This window comes from Allobosea sp. NPDC003192, from assembly GCF_050275675.1.
GTDB lineage: Bacteria > Pseudomonadota > Alphaproteobacteria > Rhizobiales > Beijerinckiaceae > Allobosea.
This window is the reverse complement of record NZ_JBNNPK010000026.1, coordinates 43,602-63,921: the sequence shown is the minus strand read 5'-3', so window position 1 is coordinate 63,921 and position 20,320 is coordinate 43,602. Positions and strand designations below refer to the sequence as shown.

Annotated in this window: 15 protein-coding genes and 1 tRNA gene; 4 read left to right on the top strand and 12 right to left on the bottom strand. The window is 68.2% G+C overall.

Features of this window, described 5'->3' with window-relative positions; translation table 11 throughout:
* The 5 genes from ACQKLX_RS26655 to phhA form a co-directional block, all read right to left on the bottom strand.
* Positions 1–3,418 (bottom strand): beta strand repeat-containing protein (locus tag ACQKLX_RS26655; protein WP_427364584.1); only part of this gene is annotated, 3,418 nt, incomplete at its 3' end.
* Positions 3,419–3,667: 249 nt separating this feature from the next.
* Positions 3,668–5,287 carry a GMC family oxidoreductase gene (locus ACQKLX_RS26650; RefSeq protein WP_427364583.1) on the bottom strand — a complete coding sequence of 540 codons (1,620 nt, stop codon included), beginning with the start codon at positions 5,285–5,287 and terminating at the stop codon, positions 3,668–3,670.
* Positions 5,288–5,535: 248 nt separating this feature from the next.
* Positions 5,536–5,611 (bottom strand) — tRNA-Lys (locus tag ACQKLX_RS26645).
* Positions 5,612–5,805: 194 nt separating this feature from the next.
* Positions 5,806–7,083, bottom strand: coding sequence for a solute carrier family 23 protein (locus ACQKLX_RS26640; RefSeq protein WP_427364582.1), 1,278 nt, complete (start codon positions 7,081–7,083; stop codon positions 5,806–5,808).
* A 127-nt stretch (positions 7,084–7,210) separates the two neighbouring features.
* Positions 7,211–8,074 carry a phenylalanine 4-monooxygenase gene (phhA, locus tag ACQKLX_RS26635; protein WP_427364581.1) on the bottom strand — a complete coding sequence of 288 codons (864 nt, stop codon included), beginning with the start codon at positions 8,072–8,074 and terminating at the stop codon, positions 7,211–7,213.
* A 123-nt stretch (positions 8,075–8,197) separates the two neighbouring features.
* Between phhA and ACQKLX_RS26630 the strand changes: the two genes are divergently transcribed.
* Positions 8,198–8,680 carry an Lrp/AsnC family transcriptional regulator gene (locus ACQKLX_RS26630; protein ID WP_427364580.1) on the top strand — a complete coding sequence of 161 codons (483 nt, stop codon included), beginning with the start codon at positions 8,198–8,200 and terminating at the stop codon, positions 8,678–8,680.
* A gap of 10 nt (positions 8,681–8,690) precedes the next feature.
* Here ACQKLX_RS26630 and ACQKLX_RS26625 read toward each other — a convergent pair whose 3' ends face one another.
* The 3 genes from ACQKLX_RS26625 to ACQKLX_RS26615 all read right to left on the bottom strand — a co-directional run bounded on the left by ACQKLX_RS26625 (position 8,691) and on the right by ACQKLX_RS26615 (position 13,421).
* Complete coding sequence (locus ACQKLX_RS26625) at positions 8,691–10,913, bottom strand: tetratricopeptide repeat protein (protein ID WP_427364579.1); 2,223 nt, start codon at positions 10,911–10,913, stop codon at positions 8,691–8,693.
* A gap of 147 nt (positions 10,914–11,060) precedes the next feature.
* Complete coding sequence (locus ACQKLX_RS26620; protein WP_427364578.1) at positions 11,061–12,623, bottom strand: 2-isopropylmalate synthase; 1,563 nt, start codon at positions 12,621–12,623, stop codon at positions 11,061–11,063.
* Positions 12,624–12,935: 312 nt separating this feature from the next.
* Positions 12,936–13,421, bottom strand: coding sequence for a hypothetical protein (locus ACQKLX_RS26615; RefSeq protein WP_427364577.1), 486 nt, complete (start codon positions 13,419–13,421; stop codon positions 12,936–12,938).
* 158 nt (positions 13,422–13,579) lie between these two features.
* Between ACQKLX_RS26615 and ACQKLX_RS26610 the strand changes: the two genes are divergently transcribed.
* The 3 genes from ACQKLX_RS26610 to ACQKLX_RS26600 all read left to right on the top strand — a co-directional run bounded on the left by ACQKLX_RS26610 (position 13,580) and on the right by ACQKLX_RS26600 (position 15,467).
* Positions 13,580–14,221, top strand: coding sequence for a YoaK family protein (locus tag ACQKLX_RS26610; protein WP_427364576.1), 642 nt, complete (start codon positions 13,580–13,582; stop codon positions 14,219–14,221).
* Positions 14,222–14,295: 74 nt separating this feature from the next.
* Complete coding sequence (locus ACQKLX_RS26605) at positions 14,296–14,631, top strand: hypothetical protein (RefSeq protein WP_427364575.1); 336 nt, start codon at positions 14,296–14,298, stop codon at positions 14,629–14,631.
* Between the two features lie 101 nt (positions 14,632–14,732).
* Positions 14,733–15,467 (top strand): YbaY family lipoprotein, encoded by a 735-nt coding sequence (locus ACQKLX_RS26600; RefSeq protein ID WP_427364574.1) that lies wholly within the window; start codon positions 14,733–14,735, stop codon positions 15,465–15,467.
* A gap of 10 nt (positions 15,468–15,477) precedes the next feature.
* Here the strand turns inward: ACQKLX_RS26600 and ACQKLX_RS26595 are convergent, their stop codons facing one another.
* From ACQKLX_RS26595 to ACQKLX_RS26580, 4 genes are read right to left on the bottom strand one after another with little or no spacing between them, the layout of a single operon-like run.
* Complete coding sequence (locus ACQKLX_RS26595) at positions 15,478–17,553, bottom strand: M3 family metallopeptidase (protein ID WP_427364573.1); 2,076 nt, start codon at positions 17,551–17,553, stop codon at positions 15,478–15,480.
* Between the two features lie 23 nt (positions 17,554–17,576).
* Positions 17,577–18,302: an NUDIX hydrolase gene (locus ACQKLX_RS26590; RefSeq protein ID WP_427364572.1), complete on the bottom strand. Its 726-nt coding sequence runs from the start codon at positions 18,300–18,302 to the stop codon at positions 17,577–17,579.
* A complete protein-coding gene (locus ACQKLX_RS26585) occupies positions 18,299–19,198 on the bottom strand; it encodes a PhzF family phenazine biosynthesis protein (RefSeq protein WP_427364571.1) in 900 nt (299 codons plus the stop codon). The genes ACQKLX_RS26590 and ACQKLX_RS26585 overlap by 4 nt, the downstream gene beginning before the upstream one ends.
* Positions 19,195–20,316 carry an endonuclease/exonuclease/phosphatase family protein gene (locus ACQKLX_RS26580; protein WP_427364570.1) on the bottom strand — a complete coding sequence of 374 codons (1,122 nt, stop codon included), beginning with the start codon at positions 20,314–20,316 and terminating at the stop codon, positions 19,195–19,197. The genes ACQKLX_RS26585 and ACQKLX_RS26580 overlap by 4 nt, the downstream gene beginning before the upstream one ends.
* Positions 20,317–20,320: the final 4 nt, after the last annotated feature.

Genomic DNA, 20,320 nt, shown 5'->3' with positions numbered 1-20,320 from the left:
CGGCTTGCGCATGGGCTTCACCAGAGAGCAGGTCGAAGCCGGCGCGGGCCTGCTCGGCCGTGCCCGAGAGCAGCGTGTCGTAGATCGGGTTGCCGGCGCCGAGGCGCTCGGCCGCGATCGCGATGAAGCCCTGGTTGCGCGTCTGGGCGATGTCGACGAAGCCCATCGCATTGCGGGCCATGGTCAGGATGACATTATTGCTGTCATAGGCCAGCGACGGCGTCAGGAAGACCAGGTCCGATGTGAGATCGGCGAAGCGGCCGGTGACGCCACCCGATGCCGTCAGGATGGTGTAGGTCGTGCTCGCCGCGTAATTGCCGGCCTCGGCCAGGACCTGAACCGTGCCGCCTGAAAGCGTCGCCGTGCCGGTCGCAACGATCTTGTCGCCTTGGCCGGCGGCGTTGATCTCGACCTGATAGGTCGAACCCGAGGCGAAGGCGACGTTCCCTGCAACGTTCAGCGTCCCGATCGAATTGCCCGGCGCAACCGTGCCGCCGGCATTGGCGACGATGCCGCCGACCGTGCCCGAGCCGCCGAGCGCGCCGCCGGCAAGCGTCACCACCGAATTGGCGGTAGAGCCGTTCACCACGAGCTTGCCGCCGGTAACCGTCGTCGCGCCGGTATAGGTGTTGGTCCCCGTCAGCGTCAGCGTGCCCGAACCGCGCTTGGTCAGGGTGCCGGAACCGTCGATCACCATCGACAGCGTCGCCGTATCGGTGAAATCGGCGACGATCGCCCCGTCGTTGAGGATCGCGCCGGCAGTGATCGTCACAGCGCCGGCCTTGCCGCCTGCGCCAATGTTGAGCGTGCCGGGAGCATTGATCCACAGATCACCCGAGGTCACCGCAAGCGTCGCACCGTCGGCGACCGTCACCGAGGCGGCGAAGCTTGGCGGAGCCGGGGGCGGCGTCTCGCCGATCATCAGCCCACCGCCGGTGCTCCAACGCGAGCCGGCGCCGGTCACCAGCACCGAAGCGGTCGCCCCCAGGCCGACGACGCCGTTGGTGAAGAAGCCGGCATTGGAGGTCAACGTCGCGCCACCCGAGATCGTCATCGTCGTGGGACCGAATCCGCCTTGGATAAGCGTATCGCCGACCGTCACCTGGGTGCCCGAGCCATCAATGCGCACGGTCGAGCTGATGAGCAAGGGAGCGCCGCCACTATCGAGCCTGCCGCCACGGTCAACGACGAGCGTGCTGCCGCTGGCGACCGTAATAATGTCGCCGAGCGTCAGCGAGCCGCCCCTGATGATGAAGGAGCCCGCGGTGGCGCCGCAGGAGCAGACCGAGAGCCCGCCACCCAGCGTGCCGGTGCCGGTATAGATCTGCGCGCCTGTGCCGCTGAACTCGAGCGAGCCGTCGCCAGAGAAGCTGCCGGAGAAGGTCGTGACCTGGCCGGTCAGGCCTACGATCGCCAGTGTCTTGCCGGCGCCGATCTCTACCGCGCCGGCGCCGGCGAGCGAGCCGATCTCTGCGAGGCTGAAAGCGCCGCTGCCGACTTCGAGCGTCGCGCCGGCCGCGACCGTATAGTCAGAGTTATAGGAGAAGCCGCCGCTACTACCGGCAACCAGCCGCCCGCCCAGCACTTGCGTGGCGCCTAAATAGTCGTTGTCATTGCCGGTCAGCACCAGCGTGCCGGCGCCCTGTTTGATGAAGCTGGCGCTGCCCGTGGTGGTGATCGCGCCTGAGAGCGTCAGCGTCGTCCCGGTATCGGTCTCGATGCGTCCGCCGCCATTGGTGAAGGCGATGTCCCTTGCACTGGAGAACGTCGCCGTCGTGCGCAGCACCGCCCCGGCGCCGGTGCCGGCCCCGCCGAAGGTCGTCGTGTTCGATAGCGTGAGCGCGCCGCCGCCGAGATTGGCGTCGGACGAGATCGAGACCGTGCCCTGCGAAATCTCCGTCCCGCCCGCATAAAAATTATTGCCGGTCAGGGTCAGCGTCCCGGTGCCGGTCTTGATCAGGCCGCCCGTGCCGAAAATGCCGCCATCCACGGTGAAATTCTGGCCGGAGGTCACCTCGACCGTGGCGTTGGCGTTGAGCACCACCCCACGCGCAGTAATGAAGCTCGACGTCACCTGCAAGGTGCTGGCGCCACCAAAGGTGAGCCCGCCTGACGCATTGCCGAGGTTGGCGTCCTGCGAGATCGAGAGCGTGCCCTGGTTGAGCGTCGTTCCGCCGGTATAGTTGTTCGTCCCCGTGAGGGTGACGGTGCCCGCGCCGGTCTTGGCGAGCGCGCCGGCACCGGTGATCGTGTTCGCGATGGTGACGTTGACGCCGCTGGCCTGATCGAGCGTCAGCGTGCCACCGGCGATGTCGATATTGCCGATGATGCTGGCGGTGCCGGCCGCCGCGACGGTCAGTGTGCTGTCGCCGCTCAACTGAAGAGCGTTGCCGGCGAGGCCACCGGCGCCATCGGCATCGGAGATCGAGCCGCTCGCACCGAGGGTGATGTTGAGGTTGCTGCCGGCGATGCCCGCTCCGTCCGCGCCGCGAGCGCCCGAAGCCACGGTCCCGAAACCGCCATTGCCGCCAAGGCCACCGCGAACTGTCGCATTGACGGTGATCGTCGCGCCATTGCTGGTATTCACGCCGGCGCCACCCGCGCCGCCGGCGCCGCCGGCTCCAGAGCCGCCAGCCCCCCCCGCTCCGCCAGAGCCGCCGAAGGTGCCGGCGTTGATGGTCACCGTCGAGGCGTCGCTCAGGAGCAGGCCTGCCCCGCCAGCCCCGCCGCTGCCGCCAGACGTACCGCTGGAACCGCCGCCGGCCCCGCCGACGCCACCTTGAACCACGCCGCTGACAGCCAATGACGTTCCGGCTCCACCGGTCACCGCCAGACCGTGACCGCCGCTGCCGCCGCCGCCGCCTACGCCGCTCGCGCCGCCAGAAGAGCCACCGCGGCCACCGGCCCCGCCGATCGCCACGTCGCCGCCCGCACCGGTCACCGAGCCGAACGCCCCCGTGCCGGTGATCACAGCGCCCCAGCCGCCGCCGCCGCCACCGCCACCGCCACCCGTCGGATCGTCGCCGTTGCCGCCATTGCCACCGGCGCCGCCGATCGCAGTTCCTCCCGGCGCCGCCGCGCTGACGCTGCCATGGGCGCCGCCGCCGCCGCCACCACCACCACCGGAAGCGCTGTCATCGCCGGGCGCGCCCACTGCACCCGGGGCCGCGCCGCCCGAACCGGGGAAACCGGCCACGCCTTCTCCGTATCCGCCCCTGCCACCGGATTGGCCGGCGCCGCCGCCGCCACCGCCACCGTGGCTGGCCGTGCCGCCGTCAGCGCCGTCGGTGCCGACACCCGCCGCGGAATCGTCACCACCGGAAGCGCCGCCGCCGCCCGCGCCACCAGCCGCCAGGGCCGGCCCTGCCGATATCAGGGCCGTGAACGTCACGGCGAGCAACGCAAGCGCAGTCCCCATGCGCAGCCGCGTCGCAAATGGTTTCCCAACCCCGGCGGCGAGCACGGATCCCACTGAACTCCCCCCGGACCGGCGCACAACCTAGAGATGACGCAGCGCCATGCGCCTGTTCGTGCTGTGGTTCGCCCGGAAAGTAAAGGTCGTTGCCGGTCAATCGCCACAAGAACGGGCCGGATGTTGCCGGCTGGTCATATCTTGTTCCGCCGATATTGCAGCGGGCCCCTCTTCTTCCTCTCAAGAAGACGGGGGCTACCGCGCGTCCTCGCGCACCATCTGCGCACCCTTCTCGCCGATCATCATCGCGGGTGCGGCGGTGTTGCCGGAGGTGATCGTCGGCATCACCGAGGCGTCGATGACGCGCAAGCCCGCGACGCCGCGGACCCGCAGGCGCTCGTCGAGCACGGCCATGGCGTCGTCTTCGCGGCCCATCTTCACCGTGCCGACAGGATGGAAGATCGTGGTGCCGAGCCGCCCGGCGACCGCGGCCAGCGCCTCGTCGCTCTCATGGCCCGGACCCGGAAGGTGCTCCTGCGGCTTGAATCGGGCGAGTGGCGGCTGCGCGACGATACGGCGGGCGAGCTTGAGGGCATCGATCGCGACTTGCCGGTCCTCGTCCGTCGACAGGTAGTTCGGTGCGATCGCGGGCGCTGCGGCCGGGTCCGCGGATTTGAGGTGGATACTGCCGCGGCTCGACGGGCGCAGGTTGCAGACGCTCGCGGTGAAGGCGCCGAACGGATGCAAGCCGTCGCCCCATTTGTCGAGCGAGAGCGGCTGGAAGTGGAATTCGAGATTGGCGGTGGCGTAATGCGGCGCCGACTTCGCGAAGGCGCCCATCTGCGACGGCGCCATGGTCAGGGGCCCGGTGCGGCGCGCCGCGTATTCCAGCGCCATCAGCGGCCGGCGCCAGAGCTTGGCATAGTCGGTGTTGAGCGTGCGCACGCCCTCGACCTTGTAGATCGGCCGCAGCTGCAGATGGTCCTGCAGGTTCTCGCCGACGCCGGGAGCGTGGCGGACGGCCTCGATGCCGAGCCCACGCAGACGCTCGCCATCGCCGATGCCGGAGCGCTCGAGAATGGCGGGCGAGCCGACGGAACCGGCGCTGAGCAGCACCTCGCCGGAGACCTCGGCGAGATAGCGCTCGCCATCGCGCGTCAGCACCACGCCGGTCGTCCGGCCGTCCTCGACGACGATGCGCTCGACCATGCAGCCGAGCTCGACACGAAGATTATCGCGATCGAGCGCCGGCTCCAGGAAGGCGCGCGCCGCGCTGAAGCGTCGGCCGCGCTTCTGGGTGACTTGGAAATAGGAGGAGCCTTCATTGTCGCCGGTGTTGAAGTCGTCGATCTTGCGGATGCCTGCCGCCTCGGCCGCATCGCGCAACGCATCGAGGATGTCCCAGCGCACGCGCGGATGCTCGACGCGCATTTCCCCACCGGAGCGATGGAAGCGGCCACCGGGAGCGATGTGGTCCTCATGTTTGAGGAAGAGCGGCAGGACGTCGTCCCAGCCCCAGCCCGTCAGGCCCTGCTGGCGCCAGCCGTCATAGTCGGCCGCCTGGCCGCGCATATAGATCATCGCGTTGATCGCAGAACAGCCGCCGACGACCTTGCCGCGCGGATAGGCGAGCGAACGCCCGCCGAGCCCGGCCTCGACCTCGGTCTGGAACAGCCAGTCGGCCCGCGGATTCCCTATGGCGTAGAGATAGCCGACCGGGATGTGGAACCAGATCCAGTCGTCCTTGCCGCCGGCCTCGACGATCAGCACCTTGCGGCGGGGATCGGCCGAGAGCCGGTTTGCCAGCACGCAACCGGCCGAGCCGGCGCCGATGATGACGTAGTCGAAGCTGCCGATACTGGTCTGGCCGGCCATGGTCGCCCTATCCCTCGCGTCTCTTCCTTCAGCCAGGGATAGAGCGGCCCTGCGATGCCGGCAACGCACGCCACGAGGCGCATGGATGGCCGCACAAGATCGACGTGATTTGCTTGTCGATCGGCGCCGCCCGGCAGCCCGCTTCGGAATCTGCAGGTTGGGAGCACTCCGGGTTCATCAGAACGCAAGAAAGGGCGCCGTATTCGCGCCCTGCCCTCAACCGATATTCGCTGAGTATCTGAAGTCCGTGGTGGGTGATGTAGGGCTCGAACCTACGACCCGCTGATTAAGAGTCAGCTGCTCTACCAACTGAGCTAATCACCCATACGCCACGAAGACGTCGTCGGCGAGGCGTGGACCGCGTCCCGACGGCCGGCGATGTAGCAAACACCCCCGGCCCTGTCCACCCGTTTGCGACAGAAATATGCAAACCGGTTGCGGACAATTTCGGCTGGCCTCGCCGCGAGGCCAGGAAAAGCCTGCCACGCTGGGCGCGGCAGGCTGCTTTTACAAGGCTTTCAGGCCGCCGCGCGGCGGTTGAGCAGGTGGTAGAGCGCGATCGCGGCGAAGGTCGCCGTGCCGATACCGCCGAGTTCGTAACCGAAGATCGGCAGCTTGAGGTCGCCAGCGCCGAGAATCAGCGCGGTCGCCACCGTCAGCAGGTTCTTCGGCTGCGCGAAGTCGACCTTGTTCTCGACCCAGATCCGGCCGGCGGTGGCGGCGATCAGGCCGAAGACGACGACGGCGAGGCCACCCAGCACAGCGACCGGGATCGTGCCAATCACCGCGCCGAACTTGGGCGAGAAGCCGAGCAGGATGGCGATCACGCCGGCCGCGACGAAGACCAGCGTCGAATAGACCCGTGTCACCGCCATCACGCCCATGTTCTCGGCATAGGTCGTGACGCCGGTGCCGCCGCCCGAGCCCGCGATCATCGTGCCGACGCCGTCGGCGAAGAAGCCGCGCCCGATCAGCCCGTCGAGATTGCGCCCGGTCATCACGGAGATGCCCTTGATGTGCCCGAGATTCTCCGCGACCAGGATGATCGCGACCGGGACGATCAGCGCCATCGCCTTGGCGTCGAAGACCGGCGCGACGAAGTTCGGCAGTCCGAACCACGCGGCTGCCGCGACCTTGCCGAAATCGACCGGCGGCGCGCCGAAGCTCGTCGCGGTCGCGGCATAGAGGATATAGGCCGCGAGCCCGCCGATCAGCACCGGCAGGCGCTGGATCAGGCCGCGGCCATAGACGGCGATCAGCGCCACGGCGACGACCGTGAACAGCGCGATCCATTTGGTGTAGGCGCTGGCCGAGATCATGTTCATCGCGACCGCGGTCAGGTTGAGGCCGATCGCGGCGACGACGGCGCCGGTGACGACCGGCGGCAGCAAGGTCTCGATCCAGCGCGTGCCGACACCCTGCACGATGAGGCCGATCAGGGCATAGACCGCGCCGCAGGCGATGATGCCGCCGAGCGCGACCGGCAGGTTCGCGTTGGGGCCGGTGCCGGCATAGCCGGTCGCGGCGATGACGACACCGATGAAGGCGAAGGAGGAACCGAGATAGCTCGGCAGCCGTCCACCGGTGATGACGAAGAACAGCAGCGTCGCGATGCCGGAGAAGAAGATCGCGACATTCGGGTCGAAGCCCATCAGGATCGGCGCCAGCACGGTCGCGCCGAACATGGCTACGACGTGCTGGAGACCAGCGATAATCGTCTGTCCGGTCGGCAAGCGCTCATCCGGCATCACATCGCCGGAGGTCTTCAAGGTCCAGTTCGGAAAATAGCCAGCCATCTCGCCCGCTCCCAGCCATCACGCATGCGCGCACCGGGAGGCAATAGTGGCAAGAATCGGGCTCGCGCCAAGCGAGCGGCACGCACCGTCCACCGCAAACAGCGCGTGCGGCCGCTGAATTGCGGGATCAGGCCGCCGGACGCCTCTGCCGGTCGTCGAGCGCGACCCGCCTGTCCTCGGTGATCAGCGCATCGGCGGCGAGTTCGGGCAGCATCCTCGCCTTCGCCATCGCCGCCTCCAGCGGCCCGGGTGTCAAGTCGGGCATGAAATCGAAGCCCGGCATGACGAAATAGGTCTGCTGGAAGTCGTCGATCTTGTAATGCGTGCGCATCACCCGGACGGGGTCAAAGGCAATGCGGCCGGGCTTCTCGCTCTCCAGCGCATAGACGGTCTCCCCGGGCGAGGAGGCGATACCGGCGCCGAAGATGCGCAGGCCCGCCTTCGTCTCGATCAGCCCGAATTCGACGCTGTACCAGTAAAGCCGCGCCAGCCGTGAGAGGTCGGCCGGATCGGCATAGCGCAGGCCGGCCTCGCCATAGGCGGCGACGAAATCGGCATAGGCCCGGTTCATCAGCAGCGGCACATGGCCGAAAACGTCGTGGAAGATATCCGGCTCCTCGATATAGTCGAACTCATCCGGCCGCCTGATCCAGAACCCGGCCGGAAAGCGCCGCTGCGCGAGATGGGTGAAGAACACCCGGTCCGGTACGAGGCCAGGCACCGCCACCACCTCCCAGCCGGTCGCGGCCTTGAGCACGCGGTTCATCTCACGAAAATCGGGAATGCCGTCCGCGGCAATGCCGAGCCCGGCGAGTCCGGCGAAGAACTCGTCGCAGATCCGGCCGTGCAGCAAGTCGAACTGACGCCGGTAGAGCCGCGACCAGGTCTCGTGGTCTGCGGCGGAGTAATCCTGGAAGCGCTGGTCGACGACATAGTCGGCCGGAATTTGGTGGGCCTGCAGGCCTGAACGGATGAAGGGATCGATGGTCATGGCTCACCTCCCAATGCTGAGGGAGAGTCTGCGCTCACGCCCCGGTCATGTCCTGCCTTTCTCTTGGCTGAACACCCAGCAAAAGGCATGATCGGACCAGATCAGTTCACCATGGGTCCGATAATGCCTCATTCAATCAAGCCACCGTCACGTCTCGACGAGACCGACCGGCGCATCCTGCGCGCACTCCAGCGCGATGGCCGCCTGACCAATGCGGCGCTCGCCGAAGAGATCGGCATGGCGCCCTCGCCTTGCCTGCGTCGTCTCAGGGCGCTGGAGGAGGCTGGCGTCGTCAGCGGCTACCGCGCCCTGATCGACCGCCGCCAGCTCGGCCACGGCGTCGAGGCTTATGCCCTGGTCAAGCTCTCGCAGTCGGATCCGGACTGGCGCACCAAGCTGATCGAGAAGCTGAAATCCTTCGACGAGGTGATTTCCTGCCAGGCGATGACTGGCGAATGCGACCTGCTCGTCCACATTGTCGCCAGCGACATCGAGGCCTATGGCGAATTCGCCATGCAGCGCCTGCTGACGCTGCCGGGCATTGCCGACATGCGCTCGTCCTTCGTGCTGGCGACGATCAAGCCCGATCGCGGCTGGCCGGTGTGAACATCTGCCGTCAGGGCGCCATGCCGAAAGCGCGGTAGCGCTCCTCGGCCTTCGCGTCGAGCGCCTGCGCCTTGGCAAAATCCGCCGCCGCCTCGGCCGCATCGCCACGGCGCTGATGCGCCAATGCGCGGCCATACCAGGCCTGGCCGAGGCGGGCGTCGAGCGACAGCGCCCGGTCGAAATCGGCGATCGCCGCATCGGTTTGCCCGAGCGCCGTCCGCAGCGCGGCGCGCGCCACCCAGCCATCCGGATCGGCCCGATTGGCCGCGACCGCGGCGTCGAGATCGGCCAGCGCCCGCTCATATTCGCGGGCGTGCTGCAGCAGCAGGGCCCGGTTGAGCAGCGCCGCGGCATTGGCGGGCGCGACTGCGACGACATCGTCATAGGCGTTGAGCGCGGCGCTGAACTGGCCACGCGCCGTCAGCGCCCTCGCCCGCTGGAACAGTGCCTCGATCGAGCGAGGCTCGCTGCGCAGCGCCGCTTCGGCATCGGCCTGCGCCGCAGCGAAGGCCCCGTCACGGAAACTCAGCCGGGCGCGCTGCACCAGCGCCGCCGGATTCTCAGGCTCGAGCAGCAGTGCGACCGCGAGATCGGCCCGCGCCTGCGCCTCGCGCTGCAGCTGGCCGATGCTGAACTGCGCCCGTCGGACCAGGCGCGGCACGTCGAAGGCGTCGAGCGCCAGCGCCGCGTCGAGGGCGGCGAGCGGATTGGGCGGAGTAGGCAAGGCCAGAACCGGCTGCGGCTGAGCCTGCGGCCGGAGCGCATGATAGACGCCGAGCAATGCCGCGCGCTCCCGCGCGTAAGCATCGCCCGCATCCCGCCACAGCCCGGAGAGGCGGGCCGGCCAGACCTCGATCGAGCGACCGAGCGCCGGCAATAATTCCTCGCGACGCTCAAGCGCCCCCTCATGCTCCGGATCAACCACGAGCAGCGCTCCATAGGCGGCAGCAGCCGCGCTGCGATCGCCGCGAATCTCCTGCGCCAGGCCAAAGCCGAACAAGGTGGCGCGATCCTGCGGCTTCAGCGCGAGCGCGGCGCGATAAGCCTCCAGCGCCGGCGCCGACCGGCCGAGCGCGAGCAGCGCATCGCCGCGCATGCCGTGCCAGGCTCCGGCATCATGGCCGGGACCGGCCCGATCGAGATCGCGCAGCGCCTTGTCGTTGCGCCCCAGCTGCAGCAGGAGCTGGGCACGATTGCGCAGCGCATTGCCGTCGCCGGGCACCAGCGTGATGGCACGGTCGAGATCGCGCAACGCCTCTTCACGCCGGCCGAGCCCCGCGAGCAGGCCGGCGCGGTTGTTCAGGCCGAAAGCAGCGCTCGGCTGAACCGCGAGCAGACGGTCATAGGCGGCGATCGCGTCGTCGACGCGGCCGGTCCGCTGCAGCAGGAAGGCGCGCCGCGACAGCGCAGCCTCGTGCCTCATGTCGAGACGCAGCGCCCGGTCATAGCTGGCGAGCGCCGGCCCTTCATGGCCGAGTGCCTCGAAAGCCCGTCCGCGCTCCAGCCAGACCTGCACGACGGTCGGTTCCAGCCGCAGGGCGCCGTCGAAGGCGGCGATCGCTTCACGTGACCGGCCCAGTGCGGCAAGCGAAAGGCCGCGCCGGTAATGATAGGAGGTGACCTCCGGCTCGAGCGCCAGTGCGGCGTCGAAATCGGCCAGCGCCGCCTCGTGCTCGCTCTCGTCCTGCAGGAAGCGCCCGCGCGTCCCGCGCGCCCAGCTATTGGATGGATCGAGCGCAATGGCGCCGTCGAGATCGGAACGTGCTCCGGCGATGTTGCCGGCGCGCTCGCGCAGCAGCGCCCGATCGGCCAGCAGCGTCGCGCGCCCACCAATGACCATCGCCCGTTCGATCAGCGCTTCGGCTTCGACATGTCTGCCGAGCTCGGAGAGCGCATGCGCCCGGCCACGCAGGGCAGCGAGATGATTCGGCACCGCCTTGAGCGCCGCATCGAAATCGCGCAGCGCGTCGTTCAGGGCGTTGCTGGCCTCGGAGAGCCAGCCGCGGCTGGCGAGCAGATCGGCCCGGATGGCGCGGTTGAGTTCGCTGCTCAGGCTCTCGTCGCAGGCTGCCCGCCGCTCGGCACTGCCGGCCTCGATCGCACCCATGCAGACACGCACACGTTCCAGCGCGCGCTCGGCCCGCTCCGGCACTGCGGCAGGCGCATAAGCCGCGGCAGGCTGGGCGCCCCACACGGCAAGCGCGCCCAGCGACATCAGGCGCAGCAACATCATCGACGGAATCTCACCATGGCTCCCTCAGCCAAGGATGATGAGATCGGCAAAGGACGCCAAAGGTCCAGAGGCCGCTGCGCCCGCAACGTGAAAAAGCAGCCACTGTGCCAAGCCGGTGACAGCGACACAGTGGCTGTGGACAAGCCTCTACTCGGCGGCCTGGGCGTGCACGCGGCTGCCGCGGGCGACCAGCTTGTTGAGCGCCGCCAGATAGGCCTTGCAGGAGGACACCAGCGTGTCGGGATCGGCGCCGCGCCCGGTCACTGCCGCGCCGTTCTGGCCAAGGCGCACGGTAACCTCGGCCTGTGCGTCGGTGCCCTCGGTGACGGCGTGAACGTCGTAGAGCTCCAGCACCGCCTCGTGCGGGACCAGCGCCTTGACCGCGTTGAACACCGCGTCGATCGGCCCGTTGCCCTCGGCCTCCTCGGCCACGATCCGGCCGTCGATGTCGAGCTTCAGCATGGCCCGCTGCGGGCCGCGCGTGCCGGCGATCACGGTCAGCGAGACCAACTTCACCCGGTCATGGGCGGTGGCGAGGTTTTCGTCGACCAGCGCCTCGATGTCCTCGTCATAGACATGCTTCTTGCGGTCGGCGAGCGCCTTGAAGCGGGTGAAGGCGTCCTCCAGCTGGTTGTCGCCGAGCGCGTAGCCCATCTCGCTCAGCTTCGAGCGGAAGGCGGCGCGGCCGGAATGCTTGCCCATCACCAGCGAGGTCTTGGTCACGCCGACAGAGGCCGGGGTCATGATCTCGTAGGTCTGCTGGTGCTTCAGCATCCCGTCCTGGTGGATGCCGCTCTCATGAGCGAAGGCGTTCCGGCCGACGATCGCCTTGTTGTACTGCACCGGGAAGGAGCAGGCGGAGGAAACCGCCTTCGAGGCTCGCATCAGATAGGTCGCGTCGATGCCGGTGTCGTAGGGCATGACGTCGCCACGCACCCGCAGCGCCATCACGATCTCCTCCAGCGCGGCATTGCCGGCGCGCTCGCCGATGCCGTTGATCGTGCACTCGACCTGTCGCGCCCCGCCCTCGACCGCCGCCAGCGAATTGGCGACGGCCAAACCGAGATCATTGTGGCAATGCGCCGAGAAGATCGCCTTGTCGGCATTGGGCACGCGCTCGCGCACCGCCTTGAACATGGCGCGGTATTCGTCCGGCGTGGCGTAGCCGACGGTATCGGGCAGGTTGATCGTGGTAGCCCCTGCCCTGATTGCGGTCTCGACCGCGCGGCAGAGATAGTCGATCGGCGTCCGGGTCGCATCCATGCCCGACCACTCGACATCGTCGACCAGGTTGCGCGCCTGCGTCACCGTTTTGGTGATGATCTCCAGCACCTCCTCCTCGCTCTTGCGCATCTGGTGCTGCAGATGGATCGGCGAGGTCGAGACGAAGGTGTGGATGCGGGGCCTCGCAGCATGGCGCACCGCCTCGCCGGCACGGGCGATGTCGGCGCTGATCGCCCGGGCCAGGCCGGCGACAGTGGCACGCTTGATGCGGCTGGCAATGGCCGACACCGCCTCGAAATCGCCTTCGGAGGCGATCGGAAAGCCGGCCTCGATGATATCGACGCCCATCGCGTCCAGCATGTCGGCGACCTCGAGCTTCTCCTCGAAGGTCATGGTCGCGCCGGGGCATTGCTCGCCGTCACGCAGCGTGGTGTCGAAGATCAGAACCCGGTCCTTGGCGGAGACGGTGTTGCCTGCATTGCTCATGGGTCTTGTCCCTGGTCGGGGCGCGCCGCGTCTCGGTTCGGGCTGGCGCGCGAGGTCTGGAGCTTACGGTCTCGTCATCCCCTGAGCGCCCAGGCACACGTGCCCGGCCGGCCCTCAGGGGCAGGTAAGAAGAAGCAGCTGACCAAGGAGCGAGGGAGCGCACATGCCGACAGTCCGCGCAGTGGCGCGGTCCTGGCTCTCGGCATGGGTGGCGGATTGGGCCACGAACGATCCTCTCGTCGACCTGGGCTGTCTACCGGATCAGAGGATAGGAAGGCAAGCCTCGGAGGTCTTGAACGTTCGTGCGTGGGCTCAGCCGGCCGCCCCCGCCTGCTCCTTCAGCGTCCTCGTCGGCGCGGCCGGCCCCGGCCAAATCTGCAAACGGTAGAAATCGTCGCCCTCAAGCCCGTCCTCACTCAGCGTATCGAGGCCGACATAGGAGACCCGCAGGCGATAACTCCCGGGCGCCAGCGAAAAGCGCGCCCGCTCCTGCGGCGAGCCTTCGGTGCAGCCGATCACCATCATCTGGCCGGAGCGCACGCGGAAGGAACACTCGTTGACCAGTTCCCACTCGCCGAAATCGGGTTCGGGCGCGGCGTCATGGACCGAGACCACGACCGGAACGTTCATGTTCCTGGCGGTGGCGATGCCCACCGAGCATTCGCCAACAGCGAGCATCCGCTCCACCGTCTCGTCGGTCCAGAACATTCCCCAATCCTCGTTGACCGCCTCGTCCTGGAGATAGAACTGGAAGTAGTCGGCGAAGATTTCGAGTTCGATGGTGTGCAGCAGGGTCATGGCGGCAGCGTTCCGTCGAATTGTGACGGGAGTAAGTGCGCAGAACCCTCTCCGTGCTGGCAAGACGGGCGCAGAGCGTGGATTAACCTGACCAACGCGATTCGGCCGGCGATCGCGCCCATCGAAGAGCCGGCCCGCCTGACCGGAGTGCCGTGCCGATGTTGCGCTATGATCGTCCCGCAATCGGGCTCGCCTTGGGGCTCTCAGGGCTCGCCGGCTTCGTCGATGCGCTCGGCTTCCTGAACATCGGCGGCTTTTTCGTCTCGTTCATGACCGGCAACACCACGCGCCTCGGTATCGAGCTGGCGGAAGGTCGCCTCGACGGCGTCCTGGTGGCCGGCATGATCATCCTCCTCTTCGTCGTCGGCGTGATCTGCGGCTCGCTCGTCGGCCATGTCGGCAAGCACCGGCGCCAGGCCGCGGTGCTCGCTTTCGTGACGCTGGCTCTGGCTCTCTCGGCCGGCCTCTATGGCGCCGAGCTGGCGATCGCCGCCGCCGGCATCCTCGCTCTGGCGATGGGCGCCGAGAACGCCGTCTTCCAGCGCGACGGCGAGGTCACGATCGGCCTGACCTACATGACCGGCACGCTGGTCAAGATGGGGCAGCGCCTCGCCGGCGCCCTGCTCGGCGGCTCCAAGCGCGCCTTCCTGCGCCATTTCGTGCTTTGGCTCAGCCTACTCGTCGGCGCATTCCTGGGCGCCTTCGCGCATGGGCATGTCGGGCTGGGGGCGATCTGGCTCGCGGCCATGGCGGCGGGCGGCTTCACCATCCTCGCTCTCTTCATGCCGAGTCAGGATTAGGCCTCTCCGGGAAGGTCTTTGCCTCGCGGGCGGAATCAACCATGGTTCCGCTCCGACCAGCCGGAGCTCCACTTATGCGCGCCGCCCTCCTCGCCGCCGCCCTCGGCCTTTCCCTCGCGGCCTGCCAGACGGCTGCTCCGCCGCCGGCGCCCTCGCCCGAGCAGGCACCGACCGGCGTCACGCCCAACACCTTCCGCATGCCGACCGGCTCGGGCTGCGCCGGCGAGGTCGACCGTTTCCAGGCGGTGATGGACAACGATCTGCAGACCGGCCACACCACCAAGGGCGTCCACAGCCGTGTCAGCGCCGAGATCGACACGGCCCGCAAGACCTGCGCCGCCGGCAATGATGCCGGCGCGACCTCCCAGATCCGCGCGACACGGACGAAGTTCGGCTATCCGGCAGGCTGACATCCGCCTGGCCAGCGAAGCACGACCGTTGGTTGCTTCGCCCTCCCGGCAATGACAGGGTTCGCCGGTGAAAGCCGGACCGAAGCGAGAGGCGTTGCACCATGATAACCCGCCGCATCTTCGCCGCTGCGCCCCTTGCTCTCGCTGCGCTGCCGCTGCCCGCGCTGGCCGCGCCGCGTACGCTCTCGGGCACGGTCAGCTATCGCGAGCGGATCGCGCTGCCGCCTGGCGCCGTGGTCGAGGTCAGCCTGCTCGATGTCTCGCTGGCGGATACCCCGTCCCGCACCGTCGCCCGCACGCGCATCGCTGCGCGCCGGCAGGTGCCGATCCCCTACCGGCTGCGCTTCAACGATACGGTGATCCGGCCCGGCCACCGCTACGCATTGCGCGCCGAGATCAGGGTCCGCGGCCAGCTCTGGTTCACCACCACGGAACACCATGCCGCGCTCGTGCCGGAGGCGAGCGGCGAGATCGTCGTCCAGCGCGTCGCGCCGCCGGCCGAGGTCGGCGGTCCCACCGGCTCCTGGCGCGTCGAGAGTCTGCGCGGCCGGCCGCTCCCCGAAGGCGCCCGCGCCACGCTGCAGATTGACTCGAATGGGCGCGTCTCCGCCCATGGCGGCTGCAACGGCATGGGCGGGCAGGCGACGATCCGCGACCGGCAGATCCGCTTCGGACCGCTGGTCGGCACGATGATGGCTTGCCCCGAACCGCGCATGCAGGTCGAAAACCAGTTCCGCACAGCGCTGGAAGCGACGCGGAGCTGGCGCATGGAGCGCGGCGCGCTCACCCTGCTGAGCGGGCGCGGCGCGCGGCTTGTCGAGCTGGCGCGGGAGTGAAGGCGGCGGCTTAAGCCGCCAGCCCCCGCTTCTCCAGCAGCGCGTCCGGCGTCGGCAGGCGCCCCCTGAACAGCGTATAGGCCTCGGCCGGGTCGCGCGTGTCGCCGGCCGAATAGATGTAGCGCTTTAACTTGCCGGCGACCTCGGGGGCGAAGACGTTGCCCGCCTCGATGAAGGCGTTGAAGGCGTCGGCGTCCATCACCTCCGACCAGAGATAGCTGTAATAGCCGGCCGAATAGCCATCGCCCGAGAACACATGCGAGAAATGCGGCGTGCGGTGGCGCATGGTGATCTCGGCGGGCATGCCGATCCGCGCCAGCTCCTTGGCCTCGAAGGCGAGCGGATCGACCTCCGCCGGCGCCTCCAGCGAATGGAAGGCGAGATCGACCAGCGCCGAGGAGGTATATTCCACCGTGGCAAAACCCTGGTTGAAGGTCTGCGCCCGCTTGATCTTCTCGATCAGCTCGTCGGGGATCGGCTCGCTGGTCTCGGCATGCAGGCAGAAGCGCTGCATCACCTCCTTCGTCAGGAACCAGTGCTCGTAGAGCTGCGAGGGCAGCTCGACGAAATCGCGCGAGACCGAAGTGCCCGCGAGCGAGCCGTAATGCACGTCCGAAAGCAGGCCGTGCAGCGCATGGCCGAATTCGTGGAAGAGCGTGCGGGCATCGTCGATCGAGAGAAGCGCCGGCTTGCCTTCCGCCGGCTTGGCGAAATTGCAGACGTTGACGATGATCGGGCGGACCTCGCCGTCGAAATTGCGCTGGCCGCGATAGGCGCTCATCCAGGCGCCCGAGCGCTTCGAGGCGCGGGCGAAATAATCGCCGAGGAAGAGGCCGATATGCCGGCCGCTCGCGGTCTCGGTGACCTCGAAGACACGCACGTCCGGATGATAGCCCTGAAGCTCCGGCCGCTCGGCGAAGGAGAGCCCGAACAGCTTGCCGGCAGTGTCGAAGGCCGCGGCGATGATCCTGTCGAGCTGGAGATAGGGCTTCAGCACGGCCTCATCGAGCGCATAGGTCTTCTGCCGCACCTTCTCGGCGTAGAAGCGCCAGTCGGACGGGCGGATCGGCGCGTTCTCCCCTTCGCTCTGGGCGAGCGCGGCAAGATCGGCCGCCTCCTGCCCCGCGCGGGCGCGGGCCGGCTTCCAGACCAGCTCGAGCAGATTGCGCACGTTCTCCGGCGTCTTCGCCATGGAATCATCGAGCTTGAAATGGGCGAAGGTGGCAAAGCCGAGCAGCTTGGCCTTCTCGGCCCTGAGCTTGACCATCTCGGCGACGATGGCGCGGTTGTCGGTCTCGCCGCCATTCTCGCCGCGCTTGCTCCAGGCGGTGAAGGCCTGCTCGCGCAGCTCGCGCCGCGTCGAAAAGGTCAGGAACGGCTCGATGATCGAGCGCGCCAGCGTCACCGCATGCTTGCCGTCCTGGCCGCGATCGGCGGCGGCACGTGCCATCGCCGCGACAACGAAGGGCGGCAGCCCGTCGAGATCGGCCTCGTCCTCGATGATCAGCGCATAGCTGGCCTCGTCCTTGAGCAGGTTCTGGCCGAAGCTGGTACCCAACCCCGCCAGCCGCTCATTGATCGCCGCGAGCCTGGCCTTGGCCTCGCCTTCGAGCTTTGCGCCCGAGCGGATGAAGCCGCGATGCGTCCGCTCCAGCAAGCGAAGCTGCTCTTCGGTCAGCCCAAGGCTCTCGCGCGCCTCGAACACCGCGTCGACGCGGGCGAAGAGCTCGTGATCCATCATGATCGCCGACCAGTGCCGCGACATCACCGGCGACATCTCACGCTCGATCGCCTGCAGCGCCTCGTTGGTGTCGGCCCCGGCGAGATTATAGAACACGCCGCCGAGCCGGCTCATGCCGCGGGCGGAGCGCTCCAGCGCCTCGATCGTGTTGGCGAAGCTCGGGGCGGCCTTCTCGGCCTTGATCGCCTCGACCTCGGCCCGGTGCTGCTCCAAAGCCGCAGGATAAGCCTGCTTGATGTAATCGGGCGTGATCTCCGCGAACGGCGGCAGGCCGAACAGCGTCTCCCAGGCGCGCCCGAACGGGTTGCCTTCAGGCAGGGCAAGGACTTCGGACGCATCGGCCATCGGCAACCTCGATCGGTAAAGGGTCAATCCCGCCCGTAGATATGGGCGAGATAGGACATCATGAAGGGCGGCATGTCATAGGCGGCGCAATCGGCGAGATTGCGGACGATCACGATGTCGGAGAGTTCCGGTTCGTCCTGCTGCGCGATCCGCGCCAGCATCAAGTCACGCGCCTCGCCAGCCGGCAGGTCGATCCCGACCGGGCGCATGAAAGCGACGCGGCCGGGCACGATCACCGCCGTCCAGCGCTCTTCAACGGTAATCTCGTCGAGCGTCAGCCCGGTCTCCTCGCAGAGCTCGCGGGTGACGCTGCCGGCGAGATCGAGCGTTCCGTCCGGGCGGGCATCCTCCCGGTCCGGAGTGCCGGCGGCGAAATAGACCTTGCCGGGGTTGGCGGTGTGATCGCCCATCCTGCCGAGCAGGAAGGCGCCGTCGGCCGCCCTGAGCGCCGCCATGGCGAAGCCGTTGCGGATCACCGGGCCGGGATGACCGAAATCGCGCCAGCTCATGAAAGCGGCGTAATCGGCCTCGAAATAGCCGGCACGGAAGACGCCATCCGCGATCGCGGCGCGATGCTGCAGCATGACGCGGCCGTTGAACATGGCCGGCTTGCCGGCGCTGATTGCAGCCCAATGCGCCCCGATCTCATCGGCGCGATCGCGGGCAAAGCCCCAGTCGAACGCCTCGATCCGCGCCTCGACGCGATCGAGCGCGACGATCTCGCCATCGACGACACCATTCCCCGTCACAGCAGCACGCCCTCGCTCATGACGACCGCCGCCCCGCCGATCGTCGCCGAGGGGAGCGCGCCGCCTTCGACCGTCAGCGTCAGCTCGATCTGCGAGGGCCGGCCCATCTCGTAACCCTGCTCGATGACGAGGCGGTGCGTGCCATCGCCCGGCTGATCGAACGCCATGATCGCTCCAGCAAACGCCGCGACTGCCGAGCCGGTCGCCGGGTCCTCGGTCACGCCCGCCTCGGGCCAGAACATCCGGGCGTGATAGTGATGTCCCGCCTCCTCGGTTTCGCGGCAATAGACGAAGGCGTTGCCGTTCTGGGCCGGCGCCATCGTGCGCTCGAACGCTCCGGCGACACGCGCCTTTGCTACTGCCTCGCGGCTGGCAACCGGCACCATCGTATAGGCGACACCGGCCGAGAAGGCGCTCGGCCGATGCGCGTCGAAGCCGAGATCGGCCAGGTTCAATCCAAGCGCTTCGGCCAGTGCCACGTCAGCGATCGGCTGCGCGATCTGCTCCGGCAGCTTCGGCAAAGTGAAGGTGGCGCGGGCGCTGCGCGCATTGCCGAGCGCGATCACGCAGGGCACCAGCCCGACCTTCTCCTCCAGGACGAGCCTGTCCGCGGCCCGCCCCTCGGCCGCGTCGCGCAGCGCCAGCAGCACAGCGGTGCCGACCGTCGGATGGCCGGCGAAGGGCAGTTCCTGCCCCGGCGTGAAGATGCGCACCGCGGCGCGATGGGCCGGGTCCGCCGGCGGCGCGACGAAGACCGTCTCCGACAGGTTGAACTCTCGCGCGATCGTCTGCATCGCCTCGGTGTCGAGCCCGTCGCTGTCGAGCACCACCGCAAGCGGATTGCCGGCATGCGGCCTGGTCGTGAATACGTCGAGCGTGACGAAGCGGCGGCTCATGCGGTCTCCTTAGGGATCGAGAGCTCGATCGTCAGCGGGCAGTGATCCGAGGCCTTGGGTCGGTCCCAGCCGACGCGCGGATAGCGGTCGCAGGTCAGGGCGAGCTTCGCCATCGAGCGATCGGCCTCGCGCGGATCGAGCGGCACACGGTAGGGCAGCCCGCGCCGGATCATCTGAATCGCCGGATTGGGGTTGGCCGCAGCGAGCGCCGGCGAGAGCAGGATATGGTCGAGTGGCATATGGCTATCGATCAGCGCCTGGCGCTCTTCCGACCAGTAGCGCCGGAAATGCGTCCAGCGCTCATGCGGCGGCAGGCTCTCCATCGGATCGACCGCGAAATCCTCCAGCAGCGGCTCGATGCCACTGTCACCTTCGTCGACCGGAGCGGCGAGCGGACCGAGCCCGATCTGATAGCCGTTGAGATCGCCGAGGATCGCCCAGTTCGCCTCGCGCCAGCCCGGGCCGAACCAGTCCTTGATGATTGTCTTCACCGCCAGCGCCTCGGCCCGGCGGATCGGCAGGGTCGCCTGCCGGCCGTCGTCGCGGCCATTGTTCATCGACTTGAAATGGCAACCGAACAGAGCGAGCCGCCGATCGCCGAAATCGAGCTCGACCGCCAGGCAATCGCGGGCGAAGACCTTGTCGCGCGGCTCGATGCCGAAGGCCGCGATCTCGGGCGAGAACGCGTCAGCGTCCGCAAAGCTCATGCCCTTGTGGGAGCGCACCGTGATCTGTCGCGGCTGCACTAGGTCTCGCCTTGCCGCGAACCCGATATCGATATTGCGCCGGTCATTGCCGTCGAGCAGCGTGAAATGGCCGTAGCGATGATCGGCGATGCGGTGGACGTAATTGGCGAAGAAGGCCTGCAGGCTGGCGAGCGAGTCGACCTCCTGCAGCATCCACAGATCGGCATTGGCCTCGGCGATGGCGAGCGCCGTCATCTGGCGCTTGTCGTCCTCCAGCGCGACCGCAAGGGAACGCTCGACCGCGTCGCGCTCGTCGGCGCGCGGGAAATGGAATAGCGACATCGCCGCCGCCGTCTCGGTCCGCCCGCCCGGCTCGAAGCGATGGCGCGTCAGCAGGTTCTCAACGTTGAAGGTGCCGAGGCGCAGCTTCATGCGC

What these genes read in the sequence shown, in the direction of transcription:
- ACQKLX_RS26625 (WP_427364579.1), bottom strand. Translation starts at nt 10,913, where the DNA reads ATGATGTTGCTGCGCCTGATGTCGCTGGGCGCGCTTGCCGTGTGGGGC.
- ACQKLX_RS26600 (WP_427364574.1), top strand. Translation starts at nt 14,733, where the DNA reads ATGATAACCCGCCGCATCTTCGCCGCTGCGCCCCTTGCTCTCGCTGCG.
- ACQKLX_RS26585 (WP_427364571.1), bottom strand. Translation starts at nt 19,198, where the DNA reads ATGAGCCGCCGCTTCGTCACGCTCGACGTATTCACGACCAGGCCGCAT.
- ACQKLX_RS26615 (WP_427364577.1), bottom strand. Translation starts at nt 13,421, where the DNA reads ATGACCCTGCTGCACACCATCGAACTCGAAATCTTCGCCGACTACTTC.
- ACQKLX_RS26610 (WP_427364576.1), top strand. Translation starts at nt 13,580, where the DNA reads ATGTTGCGCTATGATCGTCCCGCAATCGGGCTCGCCTTGGGGCTCTCA.
- ACQKLX_RS26605 (WP_427364575.1), top strand. Translation starts at nt 14,296, where the DNA reads ATGCGCGCCGCCCTCCTCGCCGCCGCCCTCGGCCTTTCCCTCGCGGCC.
- ACQKLX_RS26595 (WP_427364573.1), bottom strand. Translation starts at nt 17,553, where the DNA reads ATGGCCGATGCGTCCGAAGTCCTTGCCCTGCCTGAAGGCAACCCGTTC.
- phhA (WP_427364581.1), bottom strand. Translation starts at nt 8,074, where the DNA reads ATGACCATCGATCCCTTCATCCGTTCAGGCCTGCAGGCCCACCAAATT.
- ACQKLX_RS26640 (WP_427364582.1), bottom strand. Translation starts at nt 7,083, where the DNA reads ATGGCTGGCTATTTTCCGAACTGGACCTTGAAGACCTCCGGCGATGTG.
- ACQKLX_RS26620 (WP_427364578.1), bottom strand. Translation starts at nt 12,623, where the DNA reads ATGAGCAATGCAGGCAACACCGTCTCCGCCAAGGACCGGGTTCTGATC.
- ACQKLX_RS26630 (WP_427364580.1), top strand. Translation starts at nt 8,198, where the DNA reads ATGCCTCATTCAATCAAGCCACCGTCACGTCTCGACGAGACCGACCGG.
- ACQKLX_RS26580 (WP_427364570.1), bottom strand. Translation starts at nt 20,316, where the DNA reads ATGAAGCTGCGCCTCGGCACCTTCAACGTTGAGAACCTGCTGACGCGC.
- ACQKLX_RS26650 (WP_427364583.1), bottom strand. Translation starts at nt 5,287, where the DNA reads ATGGCCGGCCAGACCAGTATCGGCAGCTTCGACTACGTCATCATCGGC.